Raw genomic sequence first — 17,937 nt, 5'->3', positions numbered from 1 at the left:
GTCTGAATGGCAAAAGATAACAAATCTAATGTATCTGAACTTGAAATGGATGAAGAATCCAAACGATTGTTTAATATTAGGAAGGTACAAAAAAACAAAAAACCCTCTTTTAACCGGGTGGATTCCCATCGGCTTAAACGGGTACCATCCAGTTGGAGAAGGCCTAAAGGAGTTAACAGTAAACTCCGTAAAGGAATAAAAGCAAAAGGTTCTCTTGTAAAAGTGGGATATGGAAGTCCAGAAGCAGTAAAGGGACTTCATCCATCAGGTTATACTGAAATTCTTGTATACAATGTTAAAGATGTAGAAAACATATCTAATCCGTCTTCTGAAGCTATAAGGATTGGAAGAACAGTGGGCGCTAAAAAGAGAACCATGATTGAAGAAAAAGCAGCAGAACTTGGTATCAAAGTTCTTAACCCATCAAGAGGTGAAGAATAATGAGTGATGTATCCAACCAGAAAAAACTTGCTGCCAAGATTCTGGGTTGTGGTGTTAACAGGGTATGGGTAAACCCTGAAGCTTCCGATGATGTAGCAGCTGCTATCACAAGAGAAGATATCAGGGAGCAAATAGAAAACGGTAATATTAAGGCACAACCTATCAAAGGTGTAAGCAGGAGCCGTGCAAGAGAAAGAGATGCTAAACGAAAATACGGGCATCGTAAAGGCCACGGTTCAAGAAAAGGTAAGAAGGGAGCACGAAACCCTGAAAAGGAACAATGGATGAAAAAGATCAGGGCACTTCGAAAACGCCTCAAAGAATTACGTGATGATGGAACTTTGGATAGGCCTACATACTGCAAACTGTATCGTCAGGCAAAGGGTGGACAATTCCGTAGTACTGCACATCTTGAAGCTCATTTAGGGGTCGAAAGAACTCGTTAATTGTTAAATCATCTGTAAATTATTAGTAAAGGAGGTATATAATGGCAACAGGACCCCGATATAATGTCCCATTCAGAAGAAGAAGAGAAGGACGCACAGATTATCATCAACGACTAAGGTTACTTTTATCCGATGAAGACCGAGTTGTTGTCCGAAAAAGTTTAAACAACATACAGATACAGCTTATAACACCTGAATCTGATGGCGATGATGTACTATTATCCGCAACTTCTACCGAATTGAAAAAATACGGTTACGAAGAATCAACTGGTAATATTACAGCAGCATACCTGACAGGGCTATTGTTTGGTCTTAAAGCCCTTGATGAAGGGTATGAAACAGGTGTACTGGATATAGGACTTCATTCATCATCTGCAGGATCTCGTATATATGCGAGTTTGAATGGAATTGTTGATGCAGGAATGGATGTACCGCATAACCCCTCTATATTCCCGTCTGAAGAACGTATAAGAGGAGAACATGTGGCAGAATACATGGATAAATCCAGTCTCCCTGAACAGTTCGATGCAACACAAGAAAAAATTTATTCTGAATTCAGTTAAGGTGATTAAATGGATAATGAAAATGATGAGTGGGTTCCACAGACTAAACTTGGAAAAATGGTCCAGGACGGGCAGATATCAACCATGGATGAAGCAATTGATTCAGGTTTGCCCATTAGGGAAGCAAAAATTGTAGATACCCTTTTGACTGACCTTGATGATGAAGTTCTGGACATTAATATGGTACAAAGGATGACCGACTCAGGTCGTCGTGTGAAATTCAGAGCCACTGTTATAGTTGGTAATGGTAATGGTTATGTTGGATTTGGTCAGGCTAAAGATGGTCAGGTAGGTCCAGCTATCAGAAAAGCCATTGATACTGCAAAAATCAATGTCACCCGTATAAACCGTGGTTGCGGTTCATGGGAATGTGGTTGTGGACTTTCACATACAGTACCCACAGAAGTAGAAGGAAAAGCAGGCAGTGTAAAAGTTGTTCTCAAACCAGCTCCAAGAGGACTTGGATTGGCTGCAGGAGACACTGCTGTAAAAGTACTGGAAAAGGCAGGCATTAAAGATGTTTGGACCAGAACAGAGGGTAAGACCCGTACAACTTTAAATTTTGCAAAAGCAACATACAATGCACTTACCCGGACGAGTACTATTAAGTATCCCTTAAATTATGAAGAATCGGAGGTTTTAGATGTACGCAGTGGTCAGATTGAGGGGTAATGTGAATGTAATGTACACCATCGAAGATACCCTGAAAATGCTTCGTTTAAACAAAGTAAACCATTGTGTAGTTCTGGATGAGAATCCGAGTAATCTTGGAATGGTTCAGAAAGTTAAAGACTATGTTGCTTATGGAACCATTAATTCAGATACACTAACAGAATTGCTGGAAAAACGCGGAACACTTGAAGGTGGAGCACAGCTTACTGATGAGTATATTGCAGAAAATACAGAGTATGATTCAATTTCCTCTTTTGCAGAAGCAGTATGCAACAATGAGGCAACATTAAATGATGTACCCAAGCTTAAACCTGTACTTAGGTTGCATCCACCAAGAAAAGGACATAGTGGTATCAAAAAGACCGTACAGCAAAGAGGCGAACTTGGAAACCATGGAGAAAATATCAATGCATTATTGCATAAAATGAGGTAAGTGATACTATGGTCAAAACAAAAACAAAAAAGTACAGGGGTACACGTACCTGTGGAGGAGGCACCAGTAAAAACCGACGTGGTGCTGGAAATCGCGGTGGACGCGGTAATTCAGGTACACGTAAACATAATGTCACAAGGTCAATGAAACGTGGTCAGACATTTGGTAAATATGGGTTTGAAGTACCTAAAAAGAATATTTACAAAGAATCAATTGTAAATGTTGGGGAACTGGATGAATTAATAGAGCAACTTGTTGATGATGGGATTGCAGAAGAAAAAGATGGTGCATACCATATAGACCTTAATAGTCTTGACATTAACAAAGTGCTTGGTGCAGGAAAAGTTACAAAAAGTCTGGTAGTGACTGCACGTAACTTTTCCAACGCTGCAAAAGATAAAATTGAAAAATCCAATGGTACCTGTATAGAATCTGAATAACCATATAAGTGGAACAAACTAAGTTGTATAACTTACCAATAATTTTAAAGGGTGTAATTAAATGAGTCTCAGGGAGAGTTTGGAGCCAATTTTCAGCAGGTTACCGGCGGTATCAAGTCCAGAAGGGCACGTCCACTTTAAAACTAAATTAATGTGGACATTGGGTATATTGATGCTATATTTCATTTTGACAAATGTGCCCTTGTTTGGTCTGTCAGCAGAATCAATTGATCTGTTCGAATCATATAGAGCGTTCTTTGCCGGTGCATCTGGTTCGTTAATGATGCTTGGAATAGGACCTATTGTAACAGCATCTATTGTACTTCAATTACTTGTGGGTGCGGATGTAGTCAAACTTGATCTTTCCGATCCAAATGATCAGGCACTTTTTCAGGGTGCACAGAAGTTCCTGGTAATTATAATGATAATTCTTCAAACATTGCCTCAAATGTTTGGGGGATTCATTCAGCCAAGTGGTTCAGTAGCTGCCGCACTTGGAGTAAGTACAGGAGTAATGAGTGCAATCCTGTTTGTTCAGATATTTATCGGCGGTATATTGATTCTTTTCATGGATGAAATCATATCCAAATGGGGTATAGGTTCAGGTGTCGGATTATTTATTGTTGCAGGTGTGTCACAGCAGATAGTTACAGGAATTGTTAATTGGGTTCCTGGTGAAGATGGATTACCTGTAGGAATAATTCCAAAATGGATTTACATTATTCAGAATTTTGGTTCGGAAGCAATATCTACAGACCCGATGTTTCTATTACTGAATGCAGGTATACTGGCACTTATAACCACTGTTATAATCTTCCTGCTTGTAGTGTATGTGGAAAGTACCCGAATTGAAATTCCACTGGCTCACAGTTCAGTAAGAGGAGCCAGAGGACGTTACCCTGTAAAACTTATTTACGCATCAGTCCTTCCAATGATTCTTGTTAGAGCATTACAGGCAAACCTTCAACTGATAGGTCTGGTGTTACACAGAAGTGGGCTTGGATTTCTGGGTGAATACAGTGGTTCTACTCCAATAAGTGGTTTCATGTATTATCTGTCCCCCATAAGAAGTCCACAGGATTGGATACCATCGCTTGTAAGAGAAGCCTATACACAATATCCAGTAGCTCCACCTGCAACTTGGCAGATAGGGCTGCATGTCCTTGTGGATGCTATTATGCTGATTGGTGGAGGAATTATCTTTGCAATATTCTGGATTGAAACAACAGGTATGGGTCCAAAACCAACTGCTAAAAAGATATTCAATTCAGGTATGCAGATACCTGGTTTCAGAAGAAACATCGGAAGTATTGAAAAAGTAATGGAGCGGTATATACCAAAAGTTACGGTTATTGGTGGTGCATTTATTGGTTTCCTTACACTGGTTGCAAGTCTTCTTGGGACAATCGGTGGAGCATCAGGTACAGGACTGTTGCTAGCTGTAAGTATTGTTTATAGATTGTATGAAGATATTGCATCTGAACAGATGATGGAGATGCATCCGATGATGAGATCGTTCTTTGGTAAAGAATGATAAAATAAAGGGGTGATTGGTTTATGAATATAGTACTCTTTGGACCGCCTGGTGCCGGTAAAGGCACCCAGGCTAAAGAACTTTCTGAATTTTATACTATACCCCATATATCAACCGGTGATATATTAAGGGAAAACGTTAAAAATGAAACAGAGCTTGGTAGTAAAGCAAAGGAATACATGGATAAAGGTGAACTGGTTCCTGATGAAGTTTTGATAGGTATTATCAAGAATCGTCTGGTAGAACCTGATTGTGAAAACGGATATATTCTTGATGGTTATCCACGAACTGTTAATCAGGCAGATGCACTTGAAGACATACTCAATAAACTGGAAAAACCCCTGGAAGTTGTTTTAAATATAGAGGTGCCAGAAGAAGAGCTGATAACCCGGCTTAGTGGACGCCGGATTTGCAGTAATTGTGGTGCTAATTATCACCTTAAGTTCAGTCCACCTGAAAAAGATGGAATCTGTGATGTATGTGGTGGTAAGCTTTACCAGCGTGATGATGACAAAGAAGAGGTCATAAAACAAAGACTTGATACCTATAATAATCAGACAGCACCTTTAATCGACTACTATAAAAGGAAAGATATATTGGTAAATATTGATGGTACTGGTAATGTTGAAGATGTTTTTGAAGAAATACGTGGTGTACTTGACAACCTGTAAATATTCTATAAACAAAATTTTAGGTGAGGATTGCTTTGGCACAGGAGTCGTCTAATTTAAAAAAGAACCTTGATTATTTCCTGCTGGCTATAGGTATTTCACTTATGGTAGGAGTCATTGCTATAGGCAGTGACTTTAGACAGACATTGGGTGAAATAGTGGGTATTTTGATGAACCCCTTAGTAATGCTTGTGGGGCAGGAAAATTTCCATATAGTGCTGTTTGTGATGGCTGCAATAACCGCACTCTACGCTTCACTTATACAGAAATATACTATTGACTGGGAACTGATGAGGAAAACTCAGGAGCGTATGAAAGCTTTCCAAAAGGAGTTTAGAGAAGCACAGTTGTCCCAGAACAACTATAAGATTAAACAGCTCGAAGAACAGCGTTCTGAAATGATGGGCGACCAGATGGAGATGTCAAAGCAACAGTTCAAACCAATGGCTTACATTAGTATCATTTCTCTTCCGCTGTTTATGTGGGCTTATTACTATATTAGTGGCCATACAGGTGCTTCAATGGTATTCCCTTTTATAGGTGAAATGGAACTTGTAAGTACTATAATAGGTCCGATTCAGTTCTGGATATTGTGGTATTTCATTACATCCCTTGCAATCAGTCAGTTAATAAGAAAAGCTTTAAACATTGGTGGAGCTTAAATGTTGCTGACAATCAGTGGTTTGCCTGGTAGCGGAACAACTACTGTGTCAAATCTACTGTCAAAACATTATAATGTTGATTTAATTTCTGCAGGTGAAGTATTTCGAAAACTGGCAGATGAATATGGGATGACGCTTGAGGAGTTCGGTAATTTTGCAGAATCCGAGCCCTCAATTGATCTCGAAATAGACCGACGCCAACAAGAGATAGCCAGTGAGAAAAACAATTGCATACTTGAAGGCAGACTTGCAGGATATATGGCTGAAACTGATAATGTACTTAAAATCTGGTTAAAAGCTCCACTTGATGTACGTGTTGAAAGGTTGATAGAACGTGAAGGCGGAAGTTTTGACGAAGTTTTTGAATCAACCAAAAAGCGTGAAACATCAGAAAATGCCAGATACTGGGATATACATGGTATTGACCTTACAGACATGTCCATTTACGATTTAGTGATTGACACCAGTAGATGGAATCAAATCCAGATAAAGGATATACTCAGGCTCTCGATTGATACTCTCGGCGGTTTTTCCTAAAAAGTTTCTTATTAAATCACTCCAAACAGTTGTCAGATTTAACATGGATTTGCATATAGATACAAAACCTGAAATTAGGTATGAAATTGAACGCGGGCATGTTCAAAAATCCAAATTCAAACCATTTACAAATCCAAACTATGGTTGTCCGCCTGAAAACCGTCCTATATATGATCACATCAACATGGGGGTTGTAAACCTTGACAAACCCAAGGGTCCAACAAGCCATGAAATTACTTCTTGGGTCAAGGATATTTTAAATATAAACAAGGCCGGTCATTCCGGTTCACTTGACCCTAAAGTAACTGGAGTATTGCCTATAATGTTGCAGAAAGCAACAAAAGCAATAGGTTCTCTCAGGCTTTCAAATAAGGAATATGTATGTTTGATGCAATTACATGATACTGTAACAGCAGATGAAATCATTCGGGTATGTAAGGAATTTGAAGGTCCAATATTTCAAAAGCCTCCAATAAAGTCTGCAGTCAAACGTAAATTACGGATACGAACTATAGATTATCTGAATATACTGGAAATAAAAGGTTCTTCTGTGTTATTAAAAGTTGGATGTGAAGCAGGAACTTATCTTCGTAAATTATGTACAGATATAGGTGAAGCAATTGGTTGCGGTGCTCATATGCAGGAACTTAAAAGAACAAAGACAGGTCCTTTCTGTGAAGATAATATGACCACTTTGCACGATTTAAAAGATGCCTATGTCTTCTGGAAAGAATATGGTACCGAGTCAGAATTAAGAAAATTTGTACAGCCTGTGGAATTAGCTCTTACTCATCTTCCAAGTATCGTTATAAGAGATAGTGCAGTGGATGCAATTTGTAGAGGAGCTTCACTCGCAATACCGGGTATTGTGAGTCTGAATGCGAATATATTTAATGGGAACACTGTATGCCTGTTTACACAAAAAGGTGAAATTGTGGCTCTTTGTAAAGCCAGTATGGATGCTGATGAAATTCTGGAAACTGAAAATGGGTTAGCAGCTATTACCGAAAATGTAATAATGAATGCAGGTACTTATCCCAAGGCTTGGAATTCTGGAACAAGTTAAAAAACAAAAACATTATATATGGTAATACAAATCACATTTAACCCGAAAATGCCGAGGTAGTCTAGTGGAAAGGCGCGAGCCTGGAAAGCTCGTGGGGCGTTAGCCCCTCGGGAGTTCGAATCTCCCCCTCGGCGCTTTAATTTCCAACGGGAATTAATTTTATATACTAATAATTCTATCTTACGCTGCTATAGTGCAGTTTCAAACTATACTTGATAGAAAAGCCTTATTGGCTGTGTCGAAACTTTTTTAAAAGTTTCGGGGCTACGGGATGTATTATTGATTTTGCATCCTTAAGGAGGATATTAAATGGCAAATGAAGAAATGAAACATCTTGTCCGTGTAATGAATACTGATTTACCTGGTGATCAGCCAGTTAGATTGGCATTGACCGGAATAAAGGGTATAGGTAGGCGAACAGCAAACATTGTTGTTGAAGGATCAGGTATTGACCCTGATACAAAAATAGGTTATCTTTCTGATGAAGAAATTGATACACTTAATTCTACAATCAACAATTTTGAATCCCACCTACCGTCATGGATGCTTAACAGGCAGAATGATCCATATTCTGGAGAAAATAAACATCTATTAGGCCAGGACATCTTCATGTCACTCAGAGAAGATGTTAACACACTCAAAAAGACCCGTGCATATCGAGGTGTAAGGCACGAAAGAGGATTGAAGGTAAGAGGTCAGAGAACCAAATCAACAGGAAGAGGCGGTTCAACAATCGGTGTTAGCAAAAAGAAGAGCTGATTTTTAAATCAATATGACTGAAGGTGATTATTTATGGCATATCCTGGTAAAAAGCGGAAAAGTTTCGACACTCCCAAGCATCCATGGCAGTCAGCCAGAATGGTGAGTGAAGTTGAATTAATCAAAAAATACGGGCTTAGGAATAAGAAAGAAGTCTGGAAAGCACAAAGCACTCTGAGAAAATACAGAGAAGAAGCTCAGGAACTTCTTGCAGAATCAGCAGAATCTGAACTAACAGGTCATTTAAGAAAAGAAGCAGACCAGATTCTTGGGAAACTTAAAAGATATGGAATACTTAAAGAAGATGCTGACATTGATGATATTCTTGCCCTTTCAACAGATGCAATTTTGGAAAGAAGACTACAGACACAGGTTCACAAACTTGGGCTTGCGAGAACACTTCTACAGGCACGACAATTTATAACTCATGGCCATATTGCGGTAAATGGAAGAAAAGTAACAGTACCCAGTAAAATGATTACAAAAGATGAGGAAATGACAATAGATTATTATGGTGGGTCTCCAATATCAACAGAATCTCATCCTGAAAGGCCTGACCAAATTGCATCATCTATTGCAGAAGAATAAGGAGGATAAGATATGGCACAAGAGATATGGGGTGTTGCACACATAAAATCATCTTTCAATAATACCATTATAACTGTAACTGACCTTACTGGTGCAGAAACACTTGCCAAGTCTTCTGGTGGGATGGTTACAAAAGCAGCAAGAGATGAAAGTTCACCCTACACCGCCATGCAGATGGCACGTCAGGTAGCAGATATGTTAAAAGACAAAGGTGTACAGGGTGTTCATATAAAAGTAAGAGCACCGGGTGGTAATAAACACCGAAGCCCTGGACCAGGAGCACAGGCTGCAATCAGAGCGTTTGCAAGAGCAGGTATAAGAATTGGTAGGATTGAGGATGTCACACCAGTGCCGCATGATGGAACACGTCCGGAAGGCGGTAGAAGGGTATAAAGTAATACTTAATTGAAAAAAGGGATATCAACTTATGACTATGAAAGTGGACATGCTTGAATTATCCGAGAGGTCAGCAAGGTTTGTACTTTCCAATACAACACCTGCCTTTGCAAACAGTATCCGTCGAGCGATGTTGGCGGATGTACCTACTTTTGCAATAGATGACTTAAACATCTATAACAACACATCAGTTCTTTATGATGAACAACTTGGTCTTCGCTTGGCGTTAATACCGCTTGCAACTGAAAATATAGATGATTATACAACCCAGGATGAATGTACCTGTGAAGAGGGCTGTCCCTCCTGTGAAGTATCCATAACGTTGAGTGCAGAAGGTCCAAAAATGGTTTATTCTGGGGACCTCATTTCATCAGACCCGGGTATACAGCCAGCGGATACTAACATACCCATTATAGAGCTAAAGGAAGACCAGAGAGTAGTACTTGAAGCACTTGCTCATAAAGGACTGGGTAAGGACAATGCAAAATGGCAAGCAGGTGTAGCATGTGGCTATAAGAACCTGCCATTAATCCGGGTCAATAATTGTGACAAATGCGGATTATGTGTAAGTGAATGTCCTAAAGGAATAATTTATCTCGATGAAGAAGGTGCAAAAGTAGCTGATGAAAACCTGATGGATTGTATTCTGTGTAAATTGTGTGAAGAAGCCTGTGAAATAGATGCGATTTCAGTAAAAGAGGATGAATCATCCTTTTTATTCACAGTTGAATCAGATGGTTCATACTCTTCACAGCAGTTAATTATAAATGCAGGGAATACAATCAAGGCAAAAGCTACTGAAATGCAAGAGATATTGAATAATTTATAAACATTTAAATATAAATAGGAGAATGTCATTCTCCTATACCATACATCCCATGTGCGGGGGTTGCCGAGCCCGGCCAAAGGCGCTAGGTTGAGGGCCTAGTTCCGTAGGGATACGCGAGTTCGAATCTCGTCCCCCGCACCAACTCTTAATTTTAACAATCAATATGCATGAGTTTATCTGCATAGGATTCTATTAACTCTTTTTGGACAAGTTTATCGAGCCATGATGCTGGTATATCCTTTTTACCATAATATGCACCTGCAATCTGTCCATATACCGCTCCAACTGTATCAGCATCATCTCCAAGGTTTACAGCTTTAAGGCATCCTTCTTTGAATGATGAACTCTTATAAAATGCCCAGAGTGCGGCTTCCAGAGTTTTTGGAGTGTATAATTCAGATTTGATTTCAGGGGGCTCTTTATTTTTGAACGACTCTTTTGCAATTTCTTTAATGGGATCACAGAGCGGTTTTTTGTCCCAGTAACCTCTAATTGGTGTAAATAAATTAGAAAGTAAATCCTCTTTTGGAAAATTATTTACAGCGCCCACAATCAATGCACCCATATATCTACAAGCATCTACTGCAATTGTTGAATTATGGGTGGTTTTGGAGCTTTCACCTGACCAATCAATCGCGGTTTCTGGCTTGTCAGCAAATGCAAGAGGTACGGGAGCAATTCTCATCAATGAACCGTTGGTGACAGAATTTTCATTTCTTTCTCTTATAGGCTCAAGCGAGATTTCAAATTCTTGTAGGCTTTTTGTTGTAGTAGGACCGATGTTAAAACTCTGATTTCTACTACTTAAGTATCCTGTTTTAAACCATTTAAGATAGCGTTCAAGTTGGTCTGTAGGGTCAAACCTTTTCCTCATTATAAGACTTTCTGCAAGGCACAAAGCCTGTGATGTATCATCAGTCCATTCACCAGGTTCTACCATATCGTTGATGGGTTCAAAACTGTGAGGAGGTTTAGATTCCAATGGTGCTCCGAGTGCATCTCCAACCGCAAGTCCCAGTAAAGAGCCCCTATATTTTTCAATCAAATCCATGTTTTATTCTGGATTATTTAATGGTATCAGTGATATTAAGGGTATTGGATTTTAGATTTTGTATTGGTAATTAAAAACCTTAAAAAATGCATGGTTTTATGTATAAACCTGTGCTGATTTTTTTTCGTAAGCCTTGACTGGTAAAGTCTAATGGAACGTAAAAAATCAATTTTTCTAAATGAGGGCCAGAATGGAGCACAGAAGTATGTGGCGCATTCATTCCCGTTAGTTTGCCAAGGTAAGAAATTGGATATTCTTTCATTACCGCCGGTTCTTATTATCAAATCAACATTTGAAACTGAGGGGCCGCAGGCTGGATACAGATATTCAGAAATGGTTGATTCGTTTATGTCATCCAACTCAAGGTAGCCGTTTGATATTTTTCTTGCCATTTCCTGGACAGCCTGAACAATATCCTGTCTCCCTCCATAGGTAAGAGCAACATTTAATTTAAAATTCTCGTAATTGCATGTAGCGGTTTCAGCTTTTTCTATAGATTCTTGAAGGTGTATGGGTAACCGTTCAATATCGCCTATTGCTCTTATTTTCATTCTGCGCTCATGAGTTCGTTCATCATCTGTGATTTCGTTGAATTTGAGACTTATCAATTCAAACAGTTTTTCAGTTTCATGCTTTGGTCTGTTGAAATTTTCAGTAGAAAAGGCATAGATTGTTAATTCTTTTACACCGATTTCACATGACCATTCAATAACCTTTTCTGTAATATCTGAACCTTTCCTATGCCCGTAATAGCTGTGTTTTCCTATATGCTGGGCAAATCTTCTGTTTCCATCCATTATAATAGCTATGTGTTCAGGTACAGGAAGGTTTTTTATTTCCTGTGTGAGAAGCTTTTCATAACTTTTGTAAATATAATCCAGCATATTATCAGGTGTGACGTCTTTTTTGGGTTACAAATTATATTTGAGCAGGATATAACGAGGTAAACGTAAAGATGAACGTGTATGGTGAATTCAATAATTTTCAATAACCGACCTGACAATTTGTCTGTAGTCTTCTTTGAGCATGTATACGTTATGGTCACCGGTAACGTCAATACTTAGAATACCAAGTCTTGTATTCATGAGTCCAACCATGGCGGAAACTCCTCGATAACTCACATCAAAATTATGGTTGCGGAGGTATTCATATACGTCACTTGTGGTGTATGCATCATCTTCTAAAAATAGTTTAAGTACTGCTTTACGTATTCCGGTACTATCGCGACTAAGATACTTGGTTAATCTTGATCTTACTCGCTCTTCTATCGTTTCCAGTACAAACACCTCTGAACCAATTATAGATTTTTTTACCTTATAAAACTATGGTAACTCAACCTGAGACTATTGAAACCATTAGGAATGCGAACAGTCTAACATCATCTTTATTTATAAATTTTGGTATTTAAATTGGTATGGTTTCAACAATAAATCCATTTTTTAATGGATACCTCTCAATTATTGTTGTGTTGCATCCTGTATTTTTCAATTCATCTGCAGTATCTTCAAGAATCCACCATGCAATCTCGATATTTGTGTTATTTATTTCATACATATCTTCAGGGACTTCAAATTCTTTCAACATATTTATGGTATTTTCCAATTTAGTGGTTTCAATTAAACCATATACAACAGTACCATCTTCTGTTATTTCATCAAATGGACGTGCTGTTTTTTCAGCAGTACGAATTAACCGTCTTTTAAACTGCACAGCATCTTTGTAGCTGGATGAACAAAAATGGATACTGGCATTCTGATAATTTTCAGCCAGATTTTCAGCCAGTTCTCTGGAGTTGGATGCGGCGTTTGATGTATCATTACGAAGGCTATATGATTGTTTTTTCAATTCATTTGAATTGGTGTCTGTAAATTCAAGCTCGTTAAGGTTAAGGAATCCATCTGTATTCTGGATGAACTCCGCTATGTATTCAGCATTTTCTATTGCAGGTATTTCAATTCCTGCATCCAGCCCTATATTTATAGCAGTCTTGAAAGAATCTGGAAACTGTGAACTATCCAATGTATCCCATATCTCCTGTGGAGGATGGAATCTGATTTCATCAAGTCCGACATTTTTGAGTATCGTCAATGTATCCTTGTCCAAAGCGATAGAGGTGTATAGATGAATATGGTGACTTTCTCCGAACTCGGATTTTAAAAGAGATATGTAGTATATCGTACGTTCGGGTTTATAAAAAGGTTCACCACCTGTGATGCCTGTACCAAGTGCATTCATCTGTAAAACTTCATTGATAACGTCCATGTCGGAATACACTATTGTTTCGTTTGCATAGACAGTATCTTCTTTGCGTTCTTCTGAAAGAGGGCAATAATAACAATTTCTTCCACATACACCAGTGACAAAAAGAACCATCTTGGCTCCCATTTGACAAATTCGGCACCCTTCAGATATATAGTTATAAAAGGAGTCTGCATCTCCTGATATTATATTTTTCATACTGGTTTTAATGTATTTATCAGATTTATATATAGTTTGACATTCATTAGTATATTATTGGTTATAAAAGATTCATAGAAATAGACAATAAAAAGATGTAACCTGTGCAGAAATTGTAACGGTCTTGTTAGTCAATCTATATTGAATAAAAAAAGAAAAATGGAGTTAAAACTCCATTTATTGTTCGCCATTTACCCAGTAATCAACTTTTTCTGGATTGTTTTCAATCCATTTGGAAGCTGCTTCTTCAGCAGGTGTTCCGCTCTGAATATCAGCCATTACAGATTCCACATCTTCCATAGACCATTCGAATCTGTTAAGGATTTCATAGGCTTCTGGTTTGTCCTCACTCATACCCTGACGGGCAAGATTAACAATCTGGTCTTCACCGTAAACACCTTTTGGATCGTCCAGATATTTCAAATCCCAGCGTGCGAATGCCCAGTGCGGGTTCCAGAGTGTTACAACAATTGGTTCTTTTTTATCATAAGCAGCCTTAAGAGCTGATGCCATTCCAGCGCTACTGCTTGACATCAGTTCATAGTCAAGGTTGTATTCTTGAATAGCAGTATCTGTCTGTGACATGATGCCTGCTCCGGGGTCTATACCGGTAATTTTTCCATCAAGTTTTTCTTTGTTCTCATTGAGTTCTTCGATGGAATCAATGTCCATGTATGTTGGAACTACAAGACCAGTGGATGCTCCTTCAAGGTTTGGTCCTACCTTGTCAATCTGGTCTCCATATTCTTCCCAGTAATTTGCTTGGGTGTTAGGTAACCAGCCACAGGCTGAGAAATCAACATCTCCACTGGCAATAGCTTGGTACATGGCTCCAGCAGCCACAGAGTTCATTTTCACATCATATCCGGCTTTTTCATATACCTGTTTAACTACATTTGTAGTAGCAATTGCATCGTCCCACTGGACATATGCAATGGAAACTTCTTTTGTATTATCAGTGGTTTCTGTACCGCTATTGTTGTCATCGGTATTATCCTGTTTACCTTCACTCTGGTCTGTTGCACAACCTGCACCAGCGATGGCAAGGATTAATACCATACCAATTACCAATAGTGGTTTTATTTTACTATTTGTTTTCAACAAATAAGTCCTCCTTATATATTTTATTTTTTGGTAAATATTTTTTCTATGATATAACGGTATGAACCGCTGAATTTGGATGATAATTAGTAAAAATAATTAGAATAAATAAAAAAAGAAGTCAAGGGGTAATTATTCCCCTTCTCCAAGCCAGGCATTGACTTTTTCAGGATTCTCTTCAACCCATTTCTCGGCAGCTTCTTCGCCGCTCATACCCTGGTCAATATATGCCATGACCTGTTCATTGTCGGCGACGGTCCAGTTTAAATTTTCAAGAATAGTATAGGCATTGGGTTTGTCTTCCTCAAGACCCTGTCTTGCTATAGTTACAATGTCATCTGAACCATAGACGTCCTGTGGGTCGTCCAGATATTTCAGATCCCAGCGTGCGAATGCCCAGTGTGGGTTCCAGAGTGTCACAACAATAGAATCTTCATTAGATATAACACTTCTGAGTGCTGATGTCATTGCGGGACCACTACTGGATTCCAGTTCGTATCCATCAAGTTCATACTCTTCAAGTGCGGTTTCAGTCTGTGACATTATACCTGCACCAGGGTCGATACCGGTAATTGTTCCATCAAATTGTGATTCATTTCCTTTAAGTTCTGGAATTGTATCAACATCAACATATTCAGGTACTACAAGACCAGTTTTTACTTCTGGTGTGTTTACTCTAACCCTGTCTATCTGGTCACCATACTGGTCCCAGTAGTTTGCCTGTGTGTCAGGTAGCCATGAACATACTGAGAAATCAGCGTCACCGTTTGCGATTCCCTGATACATTATACCGGCAGCGGTATTCTGGAGGTTTACTTCATACCCTGCCTGTTCATATACTTCTTTTACTACATTGGTAGTAGCTTCAGCGCTTGCCCACTGTACATAGGCTATTGTTACGCTTTTTTCTTCGCTTGGTGTCTGGTTGCCGTTATCGGCACCGTTCTCTGTATCGCCATCCTGTGATGCACATCCTGCACCAGCAATAGCTAACATGAGTACCAGACCAATCATTAATATTGATTTGGATTTTTTACCGTTTAGCATATTATGCAACCTCTCTCAAGATTTGTTAATTAATTTAAAGATTTATATTTCTCTCATATATCCATTGGAAAATAGATATTTGTAGATTTTCAACTTATGTTTATAAGGGCTAATCTTAAATACTTTTCCGTAACATAGAAAAAATATTTTTACTCAGGTGTAAGTCCCTGAGTAAGTCTGTCAAGAATTATGGCAATTATGACAATACCAAGTCCAGCTTCGAACCCGAGTCCGATGTCAACTCTCTGGATGCCTATTAGAACCTGATATCCAAGTCCACGGGCACCAATCATTGCTGCGATAACAACCATTGACAGTGACAGCATAATAACCTGATTAATACCTGTCATAATCGTCTGCAGTGCAACTGGTAATTGAACTTTAACCAATTTCTGCATCGGAGTTGAACCAAAAGCATCTGCAACTTCTACAAGTTCAGTAGGTACCTGACGAATACCAAGGTCTGTAAGGCGGATGCCTGGTGGCATTGCAAATACAATGGTAGCAATTAGACCCGGTACGTTACCAAGACCAAAGAAAATAACCGCTGGAATCAGATATACAAATGGCGGCATTGTCTGCATAAGGTCAAGTAGCGGCTTAATGGCAGCTTTGAAATTATCGTTTTTGGAACTTAATATACCAACAGGGATTCCTATAATCAGTGCAATAACTGCAGATGATATAACAAGGGCTATAGTCTGCATGCCAAGAGACCATAACTGAAGATTATCAAGCACAAAAAATCCTATACCTCCAATAGCTGCAATATGCCAGTTGCGTCCGGTCAGGAAATAAGCTGCAACAATAAACAATACAATAAACAGCCAGTGAGGAAGGAATAATAGAATATCGAGGAATAAATCCAGGAGAAAACTTAATATCGCACTGATTCCATCGAGTATGAATCCGAAAGTAGCATCAATCCAGTTTACTGCATCTTCTACATAATTACCTAATGGTACTTTTGGAAGTAATGGGCTCATTGTTCTTCTTCCTCCATTGCAATTGCTCCAAGGATACCGCCACGGACAAGAACACCATGAAGTTTGTTGTTATCATCTACTACAGCAACAGGATAGGAACTTTCCGCTATCATCGGTATGATGTCTTTTAGTTGTGTATCTTTTGTTGTTGTTGGATACTCTCTTATAATAACATCTTCAAGATTCTTCTTGTTTCGTCTGGCTTCAGCAGCATCTTCTACAGTAACAACACCTTCAAGACCTTTATGTTTGTTAACAACAAATATTGAAGAAATTCCGTGTTCTCTCATTAACTGCAGTGCTACACTTGGACCTGAATTTATGGATACAACAGGCTCAGGGTCCATCATTACTGATTCTGCTGTAAGAACCTTTGATTTATCTACACCTGCAATAAACTGGGATACATACTGGTTTGCAGGCTTTGTAAGGATTTCTTCTGCCGTACCCACCTGAACAATCTGTCCGTCTTTCATGAGCGCGATTCTGTCACCAATTTTTAGCGCTTCATCAAGGTCATGGGTGACGAAAATAATTGTCTTGTGAACCTGTTCCTGTAGTGCAAGCAATTCATCCTGCATTTCACTGCGTATCAGTGGGTCAAGGGCACTAAACGCTTCATCCATCAGCAGGAAATGTGGGTCAGTAGCCAGAGCTCTGGCGAGTCCGACTCGTTGCTGCATACCACCACTAAGTTGTGTTATTCTACTTTCTTCATAACCTTTTAGACCCACAGTTTCAATAGCTTCTCTGGATGCTTTATAACGTTCTTCCTTTTCCACTCCATATACTTCCAGACCATAGGCTACATTGTCAAGCACTGTCCTATGGGGCAGTAAAGCAAAGTTCTGGAATACCATACTCAGTTTTTCTCTGCGTATTTTTCTGAGTTGTTCCATGTCCATTTTTGCTATGTCTTCGCCTTCAATGTATACTTCACCATATGTAGGGGGGATAAGGCGGTTTATACATCTTAATAATGTGGATTTTCCAGAACCTGAAAGCCCCATCAAAACGAATATTTCACCTTTTTGGACTTTAAAATTAATGTCGTGAAGACCTACCGTTTGACCGGTTTTTTCATGGATTTCGTTCTTGGTGTATCCTTCATTTAATAGAGATATTGCTTGATCTGGATTTTCTCCAAATATCTTAGAAAGATTATTTACCTCTATTAATACTTCTTCTTCTTCTGTCAAGTTAAAAAACTCCATTAAAATTATATTGATATATTTTTACATATGTAACACAATATATA

The 17,937-nt window shown here is 38.8% G+C and carries 23 protein-coding genes and 2 tRNA genes; 17 read left to right on the top strand and 8 right to left on the bottom strand.

Translation table 11 applies throughout. The annotated features are described in order from the left end of the window. Positions 1-6: 6 nt before the first annotated feature. The 17 genes from METEV_RS04170 to METEV_RS04090 all read left to right on the top strand — a co-directional run bounded on the left by METEV_RS04170 (position 7) and on the right by METEV_RS04090 (position 10,178). Complete coding sequence (locus tag METEV_RS04170; RefSeq protein ID WP_013194307.1) at positions 7-441, top strand: 50S ribosomal protein L32e; 435 nt, start codon at positions 7-9, stop codon at positions 439-441. Then, the gene (locus tag METEV_RS04165; protein WP_013194306.1) at positions 441-887 is read left to right on the top strand and encodes a 50S ribosomal protein L19e; all 447 of its coding nucleotides are present in this window, start codon (positions 441-443) and stop codon (positions 885-887) included. The genes METEV_RS04170 and METEV_RS04165 overlap by 1 nt, the downstream gene beginning before the upstream one ends. 41 nt (positions 888-928) lie before the next feature. Next, entirely contained in the window at positions 929-1,450 is a 522-nt protein-coding gene (locus METEV_RS04160) for a 50S ribosomal protein L18 (protein WP_013194305.1), read from the top strand. A gap of 9 nt (positions 1,451-1,459) precedes the next feature. Next, positions 1,460-2,122, top strand: coding sequence for a 30S ribosomal protein S5 (locus METEV_RS04155; protein ID WP_013194304.1), 663 nt, complete (start codon positions 1,460-1,462; stop codon positions 2,120-2,122). Continuing rightward, positions 2,094-2,555, top strand: a complete 462-nt coding sequence (locus METEV_RS04150; protein WP_013194303.1) for a 50S ribosomal protein L30 — start codon at positions 2,094-2,096, stop codon at positions 2,553-2,555. The genes METEV_RS04155 and METEV_RS04150 overlap by 29 nt, the downstream gene beginning before the upstream one ends. An 8-nt stretch (positions 2,556-2,563) precedes the next feature. Next, positions 2,564-2,995, top strand: coding sequence for an uL15m family ribosomal protein (locus METEV_RS04145; RefSeq protein WP_013194302.1), 432 nt, complete (start codon positions 2,564-2,566; stop codon positions 2,993-2,995). A gap of 61 nt (positions 2,996-3,056) precedes the next feature. After that, on the top strand, positions 3,057-4,529 hold the full coding sequence (gene secY / locus METEV_RS04140; RefSeq protein WP_013194301.1) for a preprotein translocase subunit SecY: 1,473 nt from the start codon (positions 3,057-3,059) through the stop codon (positions 4,527-4,529). Between the two features lie 23 nt (positions 4,530-4,552). Continuing rightward, on the top strand, positions 4,553-5,200 hold the full coding sequence (locus METEV_RS04135; RefSeq protein WP_013194300.1) for an adenylate kinase: 648 nt from the start codon (positions 4,553-4,555) through the stop codon (positions 5,198-5,200). Between the two features lie 35 nt (positions 5,201-5,235). Next, positions 5,236-5,862 (top strand): DUF106 domain-containing protein, encoded by a 627-nt coding sequence (locus METEV_RS04130; RefSeq protein WP_013194299.1) that lies wholly within the window; start codon positions 5,236-5,238, stop codon positions 5,860-5,862. Then, positions 5,863-6,399, top strand: a complete 537-nt coding sequence (cmk, locus tag METEV_RS04125) for a (d)CMP kinase (protein WP_013194298.1) — start codon at positions 5,863-5,865, stop codon at positions 6,397-6,399. Between the two features lie 43 nt (positions 6,400-6,442). Continuing rightward, positions 6,443-7,465, top strand: a complete 1,023-nt coding sequence (locus METEV_RS04120) for an RNA-guided pseudouridylation complex pseudouridine synthase subunit Cbf5 (RefSeq protein ID WP_013194297.1) — start codon at positions 6,443-6,445, stop codon at positions 7,463-7,465. A 50-nt stretch (positions 7,466-7,515) separates the two neighbouring features. Next, positions 7,516-7,599, top strand: a tRNA-Ser gene (locus METEV_RS04115). Positions 7,600-7,774: 175 nt separating this feature from the next. Continuing rightward, positions 7,775-8,224, top strand: a complete 450-nt coding sequence (locus tag METEV_RS04110; RefSeq protein ID WP_013194296.1) for a 30S ribosomal protein S13 — start codon at positions 7,775-7,777, stop codon at positions 8,222-8,224. Positions 8,225-8,257: 33 nt separating this feature from the next. Beyond that, entirely contained in the window at positions 8,258-8,812 is a 555-nt protein-coding gene (locus METEV_RS04105) for a 30S ribosomal protein S4 (protein WP_013194295.1), read from the top strand. A 12-nt stretch (positions 8,813-8,824) separates the two neighbouring features. Then, positions 8,825-9,205, top strand: coding sequence for a 30S ribosomal protein S11 (locus tag METEV_RS04100; RefSeq protein WP_013194294.1), 381 nt, complete (start codon positions 8,825-8,827; stop codon positions 9,203-9,205). Between the two features lie 34 nt (positions 9,206-9,239). Continuing rightward, positions 9,240-10,037, top strand: coding sequence for a DNA-directed RNA polymerase subunit D (locus METEV_RS04095; protein ID WP_013194293.1), 798 nt, complete (start codon positions 9,240-9,242; stop codon positions 10,035-10,037). Positions 10,038-10,090: 53 nt separating this feature from the next. Then, positions 10,091-10,178: transfer RNA gene (locus METEV_RS04090), tRNA-Leu, on the top strand. 10 nt (positions 10,179-10,188) lie between these two features. Here METEV_RS04090 and METEV_RS04085 read toward each other — a convergent pair. The 8 genes from METEV_RS04085 to METEV_RS04050 all read right to left on the bottom strand — a co-directional run bounded on the left by METEV_RS04085 (position 10,189) and on the right by METEV_RS04050 (position 17,878). Further along, on the bottom strand, positions 10,189-11,088 hold the full coding sequence (locus tag METEV_RS04085; RefSeq protein ID WP_013194292.1) for an ADP-ribosylglycohydrolase family protein: 900 nt from the start codon (positions 11,086-11,088) through the stop codon (positions 10,189-10,191). Positions 11,089-11,123: 35 nt separating this feature from the next. Then, positions 11,124-11,972 (bottom strand): polyprenyl diphosphate synthase, encoded by an 849-nt coding sequence (uppS, locus tag METEV_RS04080; RefSeq protein WP_013194291.1) that lies wholly within the window; start codon positions 11,970-11,972, stop codon positions 11,124-11,126. 90 nt (positions 11,973-12,062) lie between these two features. Then, positions 12,063-12,374, bottom strand: a complete 312-nt coding sequence (locus METEV_RS04075) for a DUF2551 domain-containing protein (protein ID WP_013194290.1) — start codon at positions 12,372-12,374, stop codon at positions 12,063-12,065. A gap of 118 nt (positions 12,375-12,492) precedes the next feature. Further along, positions 12,493-13,545, bottom strand: a complete 1,053-nt coding sequence (locus METEV_RS04070) for a radical SAM protein (RefSeq protein WP_013194289.1) — start codon at positions 13,543-13,545, stop codon at positions 12,493-12,495. A gap of 177 nt (positions 13,546-13,722) precedes the next feature. Continuing rightward, a complete protein-coding gene (locus tag METEV_RS04065) occupies positions 13,723-14,649 on the bottom strand; it encodes a glycine betaine ABC transporter substrate-binding protein (RefSeq protein WP_013194288.1) in 927 nt (308 codons plus the stop codon). 129 nt (positions 14,650-14,778) lie between these two features. Next, a complete protein-coding gene (locus tag METEV_RS04060; RefSeq protein WP_013194287.1) occupies positions 14,779-15,693 on the bottom strand; it encodes a glycine betaine ABC transporter substrate-binding protein in 915 nt (304 codons plus the stop codon). Between the two features lie 149 nt (positions 15,694-15,842). Then, the gene (locus METEV_RS04055) at positions 15,843-16,679 is read right to left on the bottom strand and encodes an ABC transporter permease (protein ID WP_013194286.1); all 837 of its coding nucleotides are present in this window, start codon (positions 16,677-16,679) and stop codon (positions 15,843-15,845) included. Beyond that, on the bottom strand, positions 16,676-17,878 hold the full coding sequence (locus METEV_RS04050) for a quaternary amine ABC transporter ATP-binding protein (RefSeq protein ID WP_013194285.1): 1,203 nt from the start codon (positions 17,876-17,878) through the stop codon (positions 16,676-16,678). Before METEV_RS04050 ends, METEV_RS04055 begins: the two co-directional genes overlap by 4 nt. Between the last annotated feature and the right edge of the window lie 59 nt (positions 17,879-17,937).

It is taken from the genome of Methanohalobium evestigatum Z-7303 (assembly GCF_000196655.1).
In the GTDB taxonomy this organism is placed as follows: domain Archaea; phylum Halobacteriota; class Methanosarcinia; order Methanosarcinales; family Methanosarcinaceae; genus Methanohalobium; species Methanohalobium evestigatum.
This window is presented reverse-complemented; position numbering and strand designations above follow the sequence as displayed.